Genomic DNA, 15,267 nt, shown 5'->3' with positions numbered 1-15,267 from the left:
TCTGATGGGTCCACCTTAAACAGGTGGAGGTCACCGAACAATCACGCCGGGGGGAGAACCGTTACGCTGGCCGGAAGCGAGGCCAGCAGCAAGGCTGGAAGCGGCCCCGGCGCCCTATTGGTCCGTCTCGCGCATGGCCATGCGGCACACCGCGGCCAGCGCCAGCAGGTTGGGATCGCGTTCGCGGCGGCGCAGGAAGCTCAGGCCGATGCTCTGCTTGATGTCGTACTCGCCGGTCAGTGGCACGAACGCCACGTTGCGCGAATACACGCCCCGGACCCGGCCGGGCAGCAGCGTGCAGCCGATGCCGCCGCCCACCAGGTTCATCAGCGAGAAGATATCGCCCACCTTCATGACGAGATTCGGCGTGAACTCCGCGATCCGGAACGCCTCGACAAATCCATGATAGGTGACGAAACCCTCGCTCAGCGCGACAAATGGTTCGTCGCGGCAGGCGCGCAGGTCGACCGCCGGCATCGAGGCATAAGGGGAGTTGGCCGGCGCCGCAAAGAAGATATCGTCCTCGAACAGCGGGATCGATTCGATATCCGGATCCGGCTCGGGCACCGCCATCAGCGTGGCGTCGATCGAGCCTTGCTTGAGCTTTTGCAGCAGGTCCGCATTGGAGCCCAGCACGAGTTCGGTCTGCAGCTCCGGGCGCCGCAGCTTCAGCCCGATCACGATCTTGGGCACGGTCTGGACCGTCAGTGAATAGAGCGAGCCGATCTTGAGCTGGTCGGCCGAATAGCCGGCGGCCTCGCGCGTGGCGCGGATGCCGTCGGCCATGGTCTTGAGCACTTCTCTTGCCGTATCCGCCAGCACATAGGCCGCATCGGTCGGGATCAGGTTGCGGCCCTCATGCCGGAACAGCGCGCAACTGGTGCCCTCCTCCAGCGAATGCAGCGCACGGTGCACGCTGACCGTGCTGGTGTCCAGGATCTCGGCCGCCTTGGCCAGGTTGCCCGATTCCATGAACGCCAGCAGGGCTTCGAGTTTGCGGAAGGTGATCTCTTCGCCAATGCGGATTCTCATGGTGCTGGGCTCGGGTGTGGGGGGCGGCCTCCTATCTTAGCCGCGTGGCGGCTGGTTCGCATGGCTAACTGGCCTGGCCGAGCTGCTCCAGGATCGCCGGGTTCTCCAGCGTCGAGGTGTCCTGCGTGATTGCCTCACCCTTGGCCAGCGACCGCAGCAGGCGCCGCATGATCTTGCCCGAGCGCGTCTTGGGCAGGTTGTCGCCAAAGCGGATGTCCTTGGGCTTGGCGATCGGGCCGATTTCCTTGCCGACCCAGTTGCGCAGCTCGGTGGCGATCTTGACGGCCTCTTCGCCAGTGGGACGCGCGCGCTTCAGTACGACGAAGGCGCAGATGGCTTCGCCGGTCATGTCGTCCGGGCGGCCCACCACCGCGGCTTCGGCCACCAGCGAGTTCGCCACCAGCGCCGACTCGATCTCCATCGTGCCCATGCGGTGCCCCGACACGTTCAGCACGTCGTCGATGCGGCCCATGATGGTGAAGTAGCCGGTGTCCTTGTCGCGGATCGAGCCGTCGCCGGCCAGGTAGAGGTTGCCGCCCAGCTCCTCGGGGAAGTAGCTCTTCTTGAAGCGCTCCGGGTCGCCCCAGATGGTGCGGATCATTGCCGGCCACGGGCGCTTGACCACCAGGATGCCGCCGTTGCCGTTGGGCACGTCATGGCCGGTCTCGTCGACGATCGCGGCCATGATGCCCGGCAGCGGCAGCGTGCACGAGCCCGGCACCAGCGGCGTCGCGCCCGGCAGCGGCGTGATCATGTGGCCGCCGGTCTCGGTCTGCCAGAAGGTGTCGACGATCGGGCAGCGCTCGTTGCCGATGTTCTTGTAGTACCACATCCAGGCTTCGGGGTTGATCGGCTCGCCCACGGTGCCGAGCAGGCGCAGGCTGGACAGGTCGTATTGCTTGGGGTGGATCTTCTCGTCGGCCTCGGCGGCCTTGATCAGCGAGCGGATCGCGGTCGGCGCGGTGTAGAAGATGCTGACCTTGTGGCGCGCGATCATGTCCCAGAAGCGGCCGGCGTTGGGGTACGTGGGCACGCCTTCGAACACCACCTGGGTGGCGCCAGCGGCCAGCGGGCCATAGGCAATATAGGTATGGCCAGTGACCCAGCCGATGTCCGCGGTACACCAGAACAAGTCGTCGGGCTTGATGTCGAAGGTCCACTTCATCGTCATCAGCGCCCATAGCAGGTAGCCGCCGGTGCTGTGCTGCACGCCCTTGGGCTTGCCGGTGGAACCGGAGGTGTAGAGCACGAACAGCGGATGCTCGGCGCTCACCGGCTCGGCTTCGCAGGTGTCCGGCTGGCCGGCGCTGACGTCTTCCATCCAGCGGTCGCGGCCCTCGGTCCAGGGCACGTTGCCGCCGGTGCGGCGGTAGACGATCACGTTCCTGACCGCCTCGCAGCCGCCCAGTGCCAGCGCATCATCGGCGATCGCCTTCAGCGGCAGCGCCTTGCCGCCGCGCATCTGCTCGTCGGCGGTGATCAGCGCCACCGCGCCGACGTCAACCAGCCGCTCCTGCAGCGACTTGGCCGAGAAACCACCGAACACCACCGAATGCGTGGCACCTAGCCGTGCGCAGCCCTGCATCGCCACCACGCCTTCGACCGACATCGGCATGTAGATCACGACCCGGTCACCCTTCTTGATGCCAAGCGACTTCAGGCCATTGGCGAAGCGGCAGACCTTGCCATGCAGCTCGCGGTAGGTCACGCGGCTGACGGTGCCGTCGTCGGCCTCGAACACGATCGCGACCTTGTCGGCATTGCCGTTCTGCAGGTTGCGGTCCAGGCAGTTGTAAGACGCGTTGAGCTCGCCGTCCTCGAACCACTTGTAGAACGGCGCGTTGCTCTCGTCCAGCACCTTGGTGAAGGGCTTGTTCCAGTGCAGCAACTCGCGCGCGTGGCGGGCCCAGAAGCCCTCATAGTCGTGCTCGGCTTCTTCGCACAGCGCCTGGTAGGCGGCGAGGTCGGGGATGGCGGCCGGCCTGGCCCGGGATTGCACAGGCACAATGGCCTGCGGCGCCTGCATGATGGATTCGAGCAATTTCATGTTTTCGAGTCTGGTGTAGGCGATGGAAGGAACTCAGAGCACAACGAAGATGAACCACAGCACGACCGGCGCAATCACGGTCACCAGCGCGCCATAGATCATCAGCTTGCGGAAGAAGGCCTGCCGGTCCACGCCCTGGGCGTTGGCCAGTACCAGCGCACCGTTGGTCGAGAACGGGCTCACATCCACGATCGTCGAAGACACCGCCATCGCCGCGATAAAGCCGATCGCGCTGACGTCGGAGCCTTGCTGCAGGAACGGCACGGCAAGCGGGATCAGCGAGCCCAGCACCGCGGTCGACGATGCGAACGCCGACACCACCGCTCCTACGAAGCACAGCAGCAGCGCCGCCATCAGCGGCGAGGTCAGGTGGGCCACGCTGTGGCCGACGAAATCGATCGTGCCCATCTTGTCCATCACGCCCACGTAGGTGCTGACGCCGACGATCAGCATGATCTCGGGCCACGACACCTGGCTCAGTGCGCGCTTCTGCAGTTCCGGCGCCATCAGCGTGAGCAGCAGCGCGATGGTCAGCGAGACAAAGCCGATATCGAGCTTGAAGTAGAGGGTCAGGACAGCCAGCGCCACCAGGCCGGCCACGGTCAGGTACTGGTAGAGGCCGGCCGGCGCCTCGGCGGTGCTGGCGGCATTGCCCTCGAGCATCGACCCGCGGTCGCGTGCCATCGTCTTCCGCTCTTCCATGCCGGCCTCGGCCTCGGCATCGCCATAGATCTGCGCGCCCTGCGCCGGCACGGTGTGTGCGCCGAAGGGAGGGCTCATGGCCAGCACACCGTCGGCGGCCGCCTGCGGTGCTGCCGCCGGCGCCGATTGCCGCATCAGGCGCAGGCCGCCGAATGCGACGAACAGTCCCGCGGCCACGGCAAGGTTGACACCCAGGCTGGCAAAGGCCGTCGCCATCTCGTTCAGCGGCAGGCCCGCCTTCTGCACGATCTTGTTGGTGATGCCGCCATAGATGCTGATCGGCGAGAAGCCGCCGCCCTGCGCACCGTGGATCACCATCAGCCCCATCAGCAGCGGATTGATGCCATAGCGCGCGGCAAACCCCAGCGCGATCGGCGCAATGATCGCCACCGCTGCCGGGCTGACCGCGCCGACCGAGGTCAGCACCGCCGCGATCATGAACATGATCCACGGAATCGCCGCGATCCGGCCGCCCACGGCGCGCACCGCAAGCCTCACCAGCCAGTCGATGGTGCCGTTGTTCTGCGCCACGGCGAACAGGTAAGTGATGCCGACCAGCGTCAGGAACAGGTCGGCGGGGAAGCCGGCCAGGATACCCTTGGCCGGCATCGCGGCAACCAGGGTGCCGACCAGGAACGCGCCGACGAAGGCCAGCGCGCCCATATTGATGGGCAGGACCGTGGCGATGACAAACATCAGCGCCAGGACAGAGATGGAAATCAGGTGTTGCGACATAGCGTCTCCGTCGCGGAAGGCGCGCAGGGGCGCCCGCCGCTTGGTGGGTCAAGCGAAGGAAGTGCTTTGGCAGGGAGTGCCGGAAGCGCGGGCCGCCCCCGGGGCGGCCGCTACGGCGAGGTGGGGATGCTGTGGATGGTCACGTCTGTCTCCTGGGATAGCGCGATACAGCCCGCAGGAGAATCGCGCAGGCCGGTCGTCATTTCAGCTTTGCTGTTATGGGACCAACGATAAGAAGACGGGGACCGAGCGTCAATTAAGCCGCGACGCGGATCCTTACGGAAATCGGAACTGGCCGGGCCGGCACGAGGTGCGCGCTCTGCACGGGCCACAGGCTACGCAGGGAAAACCCTGACCAACGTCCGCCACATCAAGCGCGATAGCGCAAGGCATCCCAGCAACGCAAAGGCAGGAGATGACTGGCGGCGGCTCGGGAAGTACAGGTGCACGCCGAGCCGCTCACGCCGCAGCCGGCGTCAGGCGCGGATAGGCCGGCGTGCCGGCGAGCGCGTCGGCACTCGTGGCCAGCAGCGTCTTGCGGAAAATCTCCACCAGCGGGCGCAGGTTGACCTTGTGCCAGGCGGCCCACAGCGGCGTGCGGTACGTGAACCACGACAGGTCGTGCAGCACCACGCCGCCCGGTGCCTGGTGGCGCAGGCTCTGCTGGATCATGGTCACGCCGAGCCCGGCGGCAACCAGTCCGAGCGCGGCCAGCGGCTCGGTGGCCTCCATCGTGATCGCGGGTGTGAAGCCGGCGCGCGCGCAGGCAGCGATAAAGGGATCATGGCCCAGCGCGTTCTCCTTGTGCATCACGCCGATCCACTTCTGCACGGCCAAATCCTCGGGCGTCAGCTGCGCGACAGCGGCCAGCGGATGGCCCTCGGGCATCGCGAGCAGCATCGGATCGTTGAGCACCTGCGCGCACTCGAGGTCGGGATCGTCGGGCGCGGGCGGCTCGCAGACCAGGGCGATGTCGAGGCTGCGCTGGCGCAAGCCCTCGATCTGCGCGGCCGAGTTGTAGTTGTAGAGCGCGATGTGGACCGCGGGCCGCTCGGCGCGCAAGGCGCGCAGCGCATTGGGCAGCACGCCTGAATGCATCGCGTATTCCAGGTAGCCGATGCACAGCCCGCCCTCGTCGCCCTTGCCAAGGCGCCGCGCCAGCGATTCAAGCCGGTTGGCATGGGTCAGGAAGGCCTTGGTCTCCGCCAGGAACGTGCGTCCGTCGGGCGTGAGGCGGATGCGCTGCTGGGAGCGCTCGAACAGCATAAGCCCGAGCTTGTCCTCGAGCTGCGCGATCTGCCGGCTCAGCGGGGATTGCGAGATATGCAGGCGCTCGGCGGCCCGGCCCACGTGCTCGTCCTCGGCCACCGCGACGAAATAGTGAAGTTGCCGTATATCCAACATTTGAGACTCCGCAGGACTTAACTACAGACAATTATGTCTTAGACAGGCTTAAGTTGCCATCCTAGACTTGGCTTCACCAATCGTTACGTTATGGAGCAAGTCATGAGCATCAAGGACAAACTGCCCGCGGGCACCCGGCTTGGGTTCGGCACCGCCCCGCTCGGCAACATGTTCCGCGAGATCCCGGAAGCGGAAGCCGAGGCCACCGTGGAAGCGGCCTGGGACCACGGCATCCGCTACTTCGACACCGCCCCGTTCTACGGCGCCGGCCTGTCCGAGATCCGGCTGGGCCGGATCCTCGCCAGCCACGATCGCAAGGACTATGTGCTGAGCACCAAGGTCGGCCGCGTGATCCTGGATGAAGTCGAGGACGTCAGCGCGCGCGACCTTGGCGAGAAGGCCGGTGTATTCGCTTCCGGCCGGCCCAACAAGATCGTCAACGACTACAGCGCCGACGGCACCATGCGCTCGTTCGAGGACAGCCTCAAGCGGCTGAATACCGATCACATCGACATCGTGTGGATCCACGACATCGCGCAGGACTTCTATGGCGATGAATGGCTCGCGCAGTTCGAGATCGCGCGCAAGGGCGCGTTCCGCGTGCTGACCCGCCTGCGCGAGCAAGGCGCCATCAAGGCCTGGGGCCTCGGCGTCAACCGCGTCGAGCCGATCGAGCTGACGCTCGACCTGGATGAGCCGCAGCCGGACGGCTTCCTGCTGGCGGGCCGCTACACGCTGCTCGACCATGGCCGCGCGCTGCAGCGCGTGATGCCGGCCGCGGCCCGGCGCAATACCGAGATCGTGGTCGGCGGTCCGTACAGCTCCGGCATCCTCGCCGGCGGTACGCACTTCGAATACCAGAAGGCCCCGCCCGAGATCCTCGCCAGGGTGGAGCGCATCAAGGCGCTCGCGCAACGCCACGGCATCAGCGTCAAGGCGGCGGCGCTGCAGTTCTCGCTGGCCCATCCGGCGGTCGCCGCGGTGATCCCGGGCGCGAGCCGCCCCGAGCGGATCGCCGAGGACCAGGCAGCGCTTGCCGAGGCCGTTCCGGCGGACTTCTGGCGCGAGCTGCGCGCGCAAGGGCTCGTCGCGCCCGAGGCACCGCTTCCCATCGACCAGGCCTGAGGCAGCGCCGGCGTGATGCCGGCATGCACAACCGCCGCGGCCCGACGCGGCCACGGCGGCCCCTCTTTGCCAACGCCTCAGCCAGCAGCGGGCTCGCCCTCCTGCAGCGGCACCAGCGGCCCCTGCATGCGCACGAACTGCAGGTCCGGCGTGGTAAAGAACGCCTGCGATTGCCCACGCGCAAAGTCGTCGACATGGACCACCGTGGCGCCGTTGGCCTCCTGCCACGAGATCACGTAGATCCCTTCTGCAACCTGGCGCCATTCGCACGCGGCCTCGCCACTTGCGCCCGCGTAGGGGCCTGAGACGATGGCGTAGCGCAACGAGCGGCCATCCTCGGCATAGATGTTGTGGGCGGACAAGCCCTCGTAGTCGACGCGGTAGCTGCGGCCGGCGAAGGGCGGCCTGGATGCTGCGAAGGGCTTCATTGGGAATCTCCTGTTCTGGTCGAGCAAACAGGAGGCATTCTGGGCAGGACACGCCTTGCGAAACAGCCTTGGATGCGCGAATGATATTTGCGCTGAAATCAAGAATAGGAGCGATCCCGGCGTGGGATTGCGACCCTACTGTTCCATCGCAAAGCCATACAACGCCGCCGCATTCCTCCACCGGAACGCATCCGCCAACGCATCGCGCGGCATCTCCGCAATACCCGGCAACGGCGTGCCCAGCCACCCCGACAAGGCTTCGCATTCCTTCGCCCGCGCCGGCGCCTCATGATTGGTCCACGGCCAGTCGCTGCCCCACAGCAGCCTGTCGGCACCCGCGACATCGAGCCACTTCCGCGCCAGCTGCCGCCAATCCTGCAGCGCATTCAGCCTGTAAGGCGCGCTGAACTTGACCCATACCTGGCGGCGCTCGCGCACAGCCGCGGCCACGCTGAAAACCGGATCGTCGATACCGGCGGCGCCCGGCCTGCCGAAGTGGTCGATCACGACCGGTACGCCGGTGTCGCCCAGTGCGACATCCAGTTGCGCCAGCACGGTGCTGCCGTCGCCATTGTCGGTATGAAGTTCGACATGCCAGCCCAACGCAGCGATGCGCGCGAACAGCACGCGCCAGGGTGCGGTGGCAATGCGCTGCCAGTCGGGATCGCGGTACAGGTTCAGCCGGATGCCGCGCACGCCGGCGTCATGCAGTTCGCGCAAGGCATCGTCGGACACGCCCGGATCCACCACCGCGACACCTCGCAAACGCGCGGGCATGGCGCGCAGCGCGGCAAGCAATGCGGAATTGTCAGTGCCGAGAAAGCTGGTCTGCACCACCACGCCGCAGGGATCGCCCAGCGTGGCAACGAGGCTGTGCCAGTCCTGCAGGCCGGCGGCATAGGGGGGGCGATAGCGGGCCGAAGGCGCGGCCCCGCCCGCGTCGAACACATGGAAGTGGCAGTCCACCACCGGCAAAGCACTTTTACTCATCTGTCTGCCTCATAGGCCTACCCTCGGCACCCCGCGGGTATTTACGGATATGGGATCCGGGTCCGCGTCAGTATTCTAGTCCTCTAGAGGACATCGACATTCAATTTACCACGCCCTGACATGCGAGACAACGACGTTTCCCTGATGACAGCGGCCACCGCGGGAGTGAGCCGATACGGCAAGATCGCGGCCGAGTTGCAGGCCCGGATCGTGTCCGGCGAATGGCCGCCGGGCGAGGCGATACCGGCCGAAGGGTTGCTGGCAAAGGAATTTGGCATTGCGCTGGGAACGATCCGCCAGGCGATTGCCGTGCTGGTGCACCAGGGCCTGCTGGAGCGCGTGCAGGGCAAGGGCACCTTCGTGCGCAAAGGCCTGACCGGTGGCAGCCTGATGCGCTTCTTCCGTTTCGGCGCCGCCGATGCGATGGCTGCCGTGCCCCGCTCGGAGATCCTGTCGTGCCGCTCCGTGCGGCTGGACAAGGCCATGGCCGAGCGCTTCGAGCTGCCCGCCGGCGCACGCGGCCTGGCGATCTCGCGCCGCCGCTGGCTGGACGAAAAGCCCCGGCTGCTGGAATCGATCTGGCTGCCGCTGCCGCGCTGCGAGGCGCTGCAGCAACTGCCTGTGTGGCAGTGGGGCGACCTGCTTTATCCGTTGCTCGGCAGCCAGTGCGGGATCACGGTGCACCGCGCCGTGGATGAAGTGACCTTCCGCACGCTGACGGTGGACGAGGCCCCGCTGCTCGAACTGCCGGATGCGCATCCGTGCGCGGTGGTGACACGACACGCCTTCGACCTGCGTGGAACCTGCATCGAATACCGGCTGACCCGGGGCGATGCCTACGCCTTTCGCTATACCGCGGACATCCGATAACAAGTCCGCACCCGAGGAGACAGATTCATGCAAAGCATCAAGGCGATGGCCGCGGCCATTGGCGCCGCAGGCATCCTGCTGCAACCGGCACCGGCGCAGGCCGCCGACCCCGCGGCCGCATGGCCGTCGCGCCCGATCACCATCGTGGTGACCTATCCTCCGGGTGGCGGCGCCGACCTGATGGCGCGCCAGATCGCGCCCGGACTTGGCCGTGAGCTGGGCCAGTCGGTCATCGTGGAGAACCGGCCGGGTGCCGGCGGGCAGATTGGCGCGGCCTATGTCGCCAAGGCGGCGCCGGACGGCTACACGCTGATGGTCGATGCGTCGTCTTATGCGGTGAACCCGAGCCTCTATCCGAAGCTGCCCTACGATCCGGGCAAGGCTTTCACGCCCGTGGGCGTGCTGGCGCGCTACCCCAACGTGCTGGTCGCCACCGCAAGCTTCCCCGCCAGCAAGGTCAGCGACGTATTGGCGATGGCAAAGCAGAAGCCGGGCTCGGTCGCATTCGCCTCGTCCGGCAACGGCTCCGCGCAGCACCTGGCCGGCGTGCTGTTCGAGCAGCGCGCGGGCGTGGACCTGCTGCATGTGCCCTACAAGGGCGGCGGCCCGGCCATGACCGATGTCATCGCGGGGCAGGTGCCGCTGTTCTTTGCCAACGTCGCCTCCAGCCTGCAGCACATCAAGGCCGGCAAGCTCAAGCCGCTGGCGGTGACCAGCCATAGCCGCACCAGCGCGCTGCCGGATGTGCCAACGATGCAGGAAGCCGGCGTGGCGGGCTACGAGGTCTACGAGTGGAATGCCGCCTTCCTGCCGGCCGCAACGCCCGAGCCAATCGCCGGCAAGCTTGCCGATGCCTTGCAGAAAGTCATGAACAGCCCGGAGATCAAACAGCGCGTGACCGAGCTGGGTGGCGAGCTGGTCGCCGCCCCGCCCGCGCAGGCGCGCCAGTTCATCGACGGACAGACCAGGCTATGGGCCAAGGTCATCAGGGACGGCAACGTCAAGCCCGAGTAACGACCCGCCGCCTTCCCTCGCGTTAATGGCCCGCGCAAATGACCTGCGCGCTAACGACCCAATATTTCCGGAGACTCACATGACCGACATCGACCCCATTCGCCGCCATTTACTCAAGGCCTCCGCCGCGCTGGGCGCGTGCGCGCTGGCACCGTCGCTGGCCCGCGCGCAGGCCTGGCCGGCCAAGCCGATCCGCCTGGTGGTGCCCTTTGCACCGGGCGGCAGCTCGGAAATCGTCGCCCGTTCCACCGCGGCGGAGCTGACCAAGCTGCTCGGCGTATCGGTGTTCGTCGAGAACAAGCCGGGCGCCGCCGGCAATATCGCCATGGGCGAAGTCGCGCGCGCCGAAGACAACCATACGCTGATCCTGGGCCACATCGGCACGCTGGCGGTCAACCCGTTCATCTTCCCCAAGCTGCCGTACGACCCCAACAAGGACTTCCGCCCCATCTCGCTGCTGTCCAAGGTGCCGAGCCTGTATGTGGTCCATCCCGATGTGCCGGCGAAGAACCTGAAGGAATTCGTCGCGCTTGCCAAGAGCAAGCCCGGCAAGCTGAACTACGGCTCGGCCGGCAACGGCAGCGCCGGCCATCTCGCGTTCGAATACCTGAAGGCCGCGACCGGCACCTTTATCACCCACGTGCCGTATCGCGGCAGCGGCCCGCAGATCACCGACCTGCTCTCGGGCCGGCTGGATGCCGCAGCAGTGGGCGCGCCGGCGATCCTCCAGTTCATCAAGGCGGGCAAGGTGCGTTGCATCGCCACGGGCACGACCCAACGCATCCCGCAGCTGCCGGACGTGCCCACCGTGGCGGAGCAGGGCTATGCCAATTTCGAGATGACGCAATGGTACGGGCTGCTCGCACCCGCGTCGCTGCCGCAGGCTGCCGCGGACAAGCTGGCCGATGCGACCATCAAGGCAGTGAAGAGCCCCACGTCGGTCGAGCGCCTCAGCGGGGACGCGGCCATTGTCATCGGCAATACGCCCGCGGAGTTCGCGAAGTTTATCGCGCAGGAACAGCAGCGATGGAAGCCGATCATCGCGCGGGCGGGGATCAAGCCGGATTGATCTGGCGGGTGAAACGCACTGACAGGAGGACAAGCCGCCGGAAGGCGGCTTGTCAGCTTTGGACTACGCACCGCGCAGCGCTGGTCACAGGAAGCCGATGGAGAACCAAGGCACCAACGTCAACAGCAACAGCAACAGCGCGATAAACAGCGCCGCCATATGCGACCAGACCCGCGGCATCGCCACATCGGGTGAAACCCGTCCGATCGCACAGGCCGCATAGAACCCCACGCCAAAAGGCGGCGCGAACAAACCCAGCCCCATCGCGAAGATCACCACCATCGCGTAGTGCACCTCATGCACGCCGACCAGCTTCGCAATCGGGAACAGCAAGGGCCCGAACAGCACGATCGCGGGGATGCCCTCCAGCAGGCTGCCCAGGATGACAAAGGCCAGCGCAGAAACGAGCAAGAAGCCGATCTTGCCGCCTGGCACGGCGGACATGATGCCGACCAGGTCCTCGGCAAACCTGATTGCGTCAGCGCCCACGCCATGGTGGTGGCGCAGCCGACAATCAGCAGGATCGCACCCGACAGCGCCGCCGTATCAAGCAGCATCGGGTAGATCCGGCGCCAGTCGAACTGCCGATAGACCACGACGCCCGCCAGCACGGTATAGAAGATACCGATGGTCGATACCTCGGTTGCCGTGGCCATGCCCTCCACGACCGCGCTGCGGATAATGACCGGCAGCGCCAGCGCGGGCAGCGCAACCAGCAGGGACCTGAGGATTTCCCGCCGTGGCGCACGTACGGCAGCGCTCATGTCCTCCCTGCGCGTCTGGGACCAGACCACGAAGGCCATCATGACCAGCCCGACCACAGCCGGCATCAGGCCGCCGATAAACAACGACGTGATCGACACGCCGGTCACCGACCCGACCGTGATCAGCACAATGCTTGGCGGAATAGTTTCTGACATGGCCCCCGATGCCGATAGCAAGCCGATCAGGTCGCCGTCCCTGGCACCGCGCTTCCTCATCTCCGGAAACAGCGCCGGGGCCACTGCAGCCATGTCGGCGGCCTTGGCGCCGGAGATGCCGGAGACGATATACATCGCGCCCAGCAGTACATGCTGCAGGCCGCCGCGCACGTGGCCGATCAGCGTGACGAGGAAGCTGATCATCGCCCGCGCAAGACCGGTCATCTCGATCAGCCCGCCCAGGAAGACAAACAAAGGCACCGCCAGCAGGATCAGGTGGGACATCCCGTCCTGCATGCGGTTCGGGATGATGGACAGCGGCGTGGCGGTGGACAGCGCCAGGTATGACAAGGTCGCCAGCCCGAAAGCGAAGGCGATGGGCACGCCGATGACGACGCAGGTGACGAGCATCAGCAGGAAGAAGATCACCAGGTTGGCATTGCCCAGTTCCATCAGCGTCGGCGACAGCAGCCACTTCCCCACCGTGATCGACTGGATCACGCGCGGCCTGGTGAATCCCGGCCACATCGTCACGCACCAGTTCGACTTCCGCGACGTCGCCGCCGCCTTCGACCTGGCTGAACGCCATCCGCAGCAGAGCTGCAAGGTGTTGCTCGATTTTGGCGAGGCGTCCCACGGCGGCTAAGCCGATGCCTGCACCTCCGTCAGCGTGACAAGGGCCCTCACCCCGCCGAGCGCTGCATCCGCATCGACACCGAGAAACTATCCGCCGGATGCACGGTGACCGAGACCTCGAAGGTCTCGCCAGCCGCGTCCATATAGCGCCGCACAATCTTCAGCGCAGCGGCGCCCGCCTCCAGCCTGAGCGCGTCAGCAATGCGTCCGTCCTTGACGGCAAAGGCGCGCACATCCTGGTAGATCTCCGCAATCTGCCGGTCGTAGCGCGACTCGATCAGCGCGCTGACCAGCGTGTCCGGCGACGCGCGCACCATGTCGCCGATCTCCGCATAGGCCGGATCCACATACACATCGGTCCACGCCATCGGCGGGCCGTCCTTGCCGCCATCCATGCGCAGGCTGGAGATGCGCAGCCAGCGCACGCCGGGCTCGCATCCGATCTCCGCCGCGACGTCGGCCGGCACAGCGATCTCCTCCACCGACTGCACCACCCGCAGGTGCTCCGCGCCGAACTGCACCAGGTCGTCCACTGACGCCAGCGAGGGCCGGAATACCGGCCTGGGCCTGGCCGACTCCACCCGCGTGCCCACGTTCTTGCGCCGCGACACCAGCCCCAGCTGCTGCAACTCCTGCAGCACCGCGCGGATGGTGTAGCGGCTGGCCTGGTACTGCTCGCACAGCTCGAATTCCGTCGGCAGCAGCGAGCCGACCGCAAAGCGACCGCTGGTGATGCCCTCGATGAGCTGCCTGCTGATGTCTGCTGAATTGGTCTTGTTCATGAATGCCTGCCGCGTCACAAAACGCGAACACGGGTTAACCATCATTTCCTAAATATGTTCGAACATATTTAATGGCTACATACCGATATGTTCGAACATATTAACGCACCTCTCACCTCTCCAAGGTAGCACCATGTCCATGTTCACTACCGCGGCGGCCAGCACTGTCGTCGACTCCATCCTCTTCCGCGACGCATTCGGCACCAGCAAGATGCGCGAGATTTTCTCCGATATCGCGCTGGTCCAGCGGTATATCGACGTCGAGGTCGGACTTGCCCGGGCCGAGGCCAAGGCCGGCGTGATCCCCCCGGAAGCGGCCGAGACCATCGCCCGCGAATCCCGCATCGAGCGGATCGACTTCGACCATATGCGCGAGGAAACCGACATCGTCGGCTACCCGATCCTGCCGCTGGTGCACCAGCTCGTGTCGATGTGCGGGGACGCCGGGCGCTATGTGCACTGGGGCGCTACCACCCAGGACATCATGGACACCGCCGTCGCGCTGCAGGTGCGCGACGCGCTCGACAGCATCGATGCGGATATCCGCGAGCTGCGCGGCATCCTGGCCGACCTCGCCGTGAAGCATCGCAATACGCCCATGGCGGGCCGCACCCACCTGCAGCAAGCACTGCCCGTCACCTTCGGCTACAAGGTCGCGATCTGGCTGGCGATGTTCGACCGCCACCAGCAGCGCCTGGCCGAACTGCGTCCCCGCGTGGCGGTGGTCGAGTTCGCCGGTGCGGCCGGCACGCTGGCCTCGCTGGGCGACCAGGGCTTCGCAGTGCAGGAGGCGCTGGCCGATGAACTCGGCCTCGGCGTGCCCGCGACGACCTGGCATGTGGCGCGCGACGGCTTTGCCGAAGCGGTGAACCTGCTCGCGCTCATCACCGGCTCGCTCGGCAAGATCGCGCTCGACATCATGATCATGGCGTCGACCGAGTTCGCCGAAGTCTATGAACCCTTCGTCAAGGGCCGCGGCGCCAGCAGCACCATGCCGCAAAAGCGCAACCCGATTTCCAGCGAGCTGATGCTGGCGGCCTCCAAGGCCGTGCGCCAGCACGCGGGGCTGATGGTCGATGCCATGGTGCAGGACTTCGAGCGCGCCACCGGCCCGTGGCACGCAGAATGGATCGCCATCCCGGAGAGCTTCATCCTGAGCGCCGGCGCGCTGCACCAGGCCAAGTTTGCGCTGGGCGGCCTGATCGTCGATGAAGCCCGCATGAAGCACAACCTCGGCATCACCAACGGCCTGATCGTGGCCGAGGCCGTGATGATGGGCATGGCGCCCCACATCGGCCGGCAGCAGGCGCACGACGTGGTCTATGACGCCTGCCGCACCGTCAACGAGCGCGGCGGCACGCTGGCCGATGCCCTGGCCGCGCTGCCCGAAGTCACCCGCCATTTCGACCGCGCCGCCATCGATCGCATGACCGATCCGGCGAACTACCTGGGCCTCGCGCCCCAGATGGTCGACCGCGCCGTCGCCCTGTCCAGGCAATCCGCAGCCTGAGGC

The 15,267-nt window shown here is 66.4% G+C and carries 12 protein-coding genes and 2 pseudogenes; 6 read left to right on the top strand and 8 right to left on the bottom strand.

Features of this window, described 5'->3' with window-relative positions; translation table 11 throughout:
* Positions 1-114 precede the first annotated feature (114 nt).
* The 4 genes from AC10V3_RS22400 to AC10V3_RS22385 all read right to left on the bottom strand — a co-directional run bounded on the left by AC10V3_RS22400 (position 115) and on the right by AC10V3_RS22385 (position 5,920).
* The gene (locus tag AC10V3_RS22400) at positions 115-1,032 is read right to left on the bottom strand and encodes a LysR family transcriptional regulator (protein ID WP_022537579.1); all 918 of its coding nucleotides are present in this window, start codon (positions 1,030-1,032) and stop codon (positions 115-117) included.
* Between the two features lie 64 nt (positions 1,033-1,096).
* Positions 1,097-3,079 (bottom strand): acetate--CoA ligase, encoded by a 1,983-nt coding sequence (gene acs / locus AC10V3_RS22395; protein WP_022537578.1) that lies wholly within the window; start codon positions 3,077-3,079, stop codon positions 1,097-1,099.
* 33 nt (positions 3,080-3,112) lie between these two features.
* The gene (locus AC10V3_RS22390) at positions 3,113-4,516 is read right to left on the bottom strand and encodes an SLC13 family permease (RefSeq protein WP_022537577.1); all 1,404 of its coding nucleotides are present in this window, start codon (positions 4,514-4,516) and stop codon (positions 3,113-3,115) included.
* A gap of 459 nt (positions 4,517-4,975) precedes the next feature.
* Entirely contained in the window at positions 4,976-5,920 is a 945-nt protein-coding gene (locus AC10V3_RS22385) for a LysR family transcriptional regulator (RefSeq protein ID WP_022537576.1), read from the bottom strand.
* Positions 5,921-6,022: 102 nt separating this feature from the next.
* Between AC10V3_RS22385 and AC10V3_RS22380 the strand changes: the two genes are divergently transcribed.
* A complete protein-coding gene (locus AC10V3_RS22380; protein ID WP_022537575.1) occupies positions 6,023-7,045 on the top strand; it encodes an aldo/keto reductase in 1,023 nt (340 codons plus the stop codon).
* A gap of 77 nt (positions 7,046-7,122) precedes the next feature.
* On the opposite strand, the gene AC10V3_RS22375 is transcribed toward AC10V3_RS22380, so the two are convergent.
* Together AC10V3_RS22375 and AC10V3_RS22370 are read right to left on the bottom strand one after the other, a co-directional pair.
* A complete protein-coding gene (locus AC10V3_RS22375) occupies positions 7,123-7,473 on the bottom strand; it encodes a MoaF-related domain-containing protein (protein WP_022537574.1) in 351 nt (116 codons plus the stop codon).
* Positions 7,474-7,608: 135 nt separating this feature from the next.
* A complete protein-coding gene (locus tag AC10V3_RS22370) occupies positions 7,609-8,463 on the bottom strand; it encodes an amidohydrolase family protein (RefSeq protein WP_022537573.1) in 855 nt (284 codons plus the stop codon).
* 120 nt (positions 8,464-8,583) lie between these two features.
* Between AC10V3_RS22370 and AC10V3_RS22365 the strand changes: the two genes are divergently transcribed.
* The 3 genes from AC10V3_RS22365 to AC10V3_RS22355 all read left to right on the top strand — a co-directional run bounded on the left by AC10V3_RS22365 (position 8,584) and on the right by AC10V3_RS22355 (position 11,416).
* On the top strand, positions 8,584-9,333 hold the full coding sequence (locus tag AC10V3_RS22365) for a GntR family transcriptional regulator (RefSeq protein ID WP_022537572.1): 750 nt from the start codon (positions 8,584-8,586) through the stop codon (positions 9,331-9,333).
* A gap of 27 nt (positions 9,334-9,360) precedes the next feature.
* Positions 9,361-10,347, top strand: a complete 987-nt coding sequence (locus AC10V3_RS22360) for a tripartite tricarboxylate transporter substrate binding protein (RefSeq protein ID WP_490924031.1) — start codon at positions 9,361-9,363, stop codon at positions 10,345-10,347.
* Between the two features lie 79 nt (positions 10,348-10,426).
* Positions 10,427-11,416: a Bug family tripartite tricarboxylate transporter substrate binding protein gene (locus AC10V3_RS22355; RefSeq protein ID WP_022537570.1), complete on the top strand. Its 990-nt coding sequence runs from the start codon at positions 10,427-10,429 to the stop codon at positions 11,414-11,416.
* Between the two features lie 84 nt (positions 11,417-11,500).
* On the opposite strand, the pseudogene AC10V3_RS22350 reads toward AC10V3_RS22355, so the two are convergent.
* Positions 11,501-12,816: pseudogene (locus AC10V3_RS22350) on the bottom strand (TRAP transporter large permease); the annotation flags it as partial.
* Between AC10V3_RS22350 and AC10V3_RS22345 the strand changes: the two are divergent.
* Positions 12,812-12,982, top strand: a pseudogene (locus tag AC10V3_RS22345) (Zn-dependent oxidoreductase); the annotation flags it as partial. The pseudogenes AC10V3_RS22350 and AC10V3_RS22345 sit on opposite strands and share 5 nt — an antisense overlap.
* A 37-nt stretch (positions 12,983-13,019) precedes the next feature.
* On the opposite strand, the gene AC10V3_RS22340 reads toward AC10V3_RS22345, so the two are convergent.
* Positions 13,020-13,754 (bottom strand): GntR family transcriptional regulator, encoded by a 735-nt coding sequence (locus AC10V3_RS22340; RefSeq protein ID WP_041681916.1) that lies wholly within the window; start codon positions 13,752-13,754, stop codon positions 13,020-13,022.
* A 133-nt stretch (positions 13,755-13,887) separates the two neighbouring features.
* Here AC10V3_RS22340 and AC10V3_RS22335 point away from each other — a divergent pair, with 133 nt between their 5' ends.
* Positions 13,888-15,264 carry a class-II fumarase/aspartase family protein gene (locus AC10V3_RS22335; protein ID WP_022537566.1) on the top strand — a complete coding sequence of 459 codons (1,377 nt, stop codon included), beginning with the start codon at positions 13,888-13,890 and terminating at the stop codon, positions 15,262-15,264.
* Positions 15,265-15,267 lie beyond the last annotated feature (3 nt).

This window comes from Cupriavidus sp. PB-02 (assembly GCF_058252315.1).
This window is presented reverse-complemented; position numbering and strand designations above follow the sequence as displayed.

Excerpts from the sequence above, each read along its gene's own strand:
- acs (WP_022537578.1), bottom strand. The coding sequence starts at position 3,079 with ATGAAATTGCTCGAATCCATCATGCAGGCGCCGCAGGCCATTGTGCCT.
- AC10V3_RS22380 (WP_022537575.1), top strand. The coding sequence starts at position 6,023 with ATGAGCATCAAGGACAAACTGCCCGCGGGCACCCGGCTTGGGTTCGGC.
- AC10V3_RS22340 (WP_041681916.1), bottom strand. The coding sequence starts at position 13,754 with ATGAACAAGACCAATTCAGCAGACATCAGCAGGCAGCTCATCGAGGGC.
- AC10V3_RS22365 (WP_022537572.1), top strand. The coding sequence starts at position 8,584 with ATGCGAGACAACGACGTTTCCCTGATGACAGCGGCCACCGCGGGAGTG.
- AC10V3_RS22360 (WP_490924031.1), top strand. The coding sequence starts at position 9,361 with ATGCAAAGCATCAAGGCGATGGCCGCGGCCATTGGCGCCGCAGGCATC.
- AC10V3_RS22335 (WP_022537566.1), top strand. The coding sequence starts at position 13,888 with ATGTCCATGTTCACTACCGCGGCGGCCAGCACTGTCGTCGACTCCATC.
- AC10V3_RS22400 (WP_022537579.1), bottom strand. The coding sequence starts at position 1,032 with ATGAGAATCCGCATTGGCGAAGAGATCACCTTCCGCAAACTCGAAGCC.
- AC10V3_RS22370 (WP_022537573.1), bottom strand. The coding sequence starts at position 8,463 with ATGAGTAAAAGTGCTTTGCCGGTGGTGGACTGCCACTTCCATGTGTTC.
- AC10V3_RS22375 (WP_022537574.1), bottom strand. The coding sequence starts at position 7,473 with ATGAAGCCCTTCGCAGCATCCAGGCCGCCCTTCGCCGGCCGCAGCTAC.
- AC10V3_RS22390 (WP_022537577.1), bottom strand. The coding sequence starts at position 4,516 with ATGTCGCAACACCTGATTTCCATCTCTGTCCTGGCGCTGATGTTTGTC.
- AC10V3_RS22355 (WP_022537570.1), top strand. The coding sequence starts at position 10,427 with ATGACCGACATCGACCCCATTCGCCGCCATTTACTCAAGGCCTCCGCC.
- AC10V3_RS22385 (WP_022537576.1), bottom strand. The coding sequence starts at position 5,920 with ATGTTGGATATACGGCAACTTCACTATTTCGTCGCGGTGGCCGAGGAC.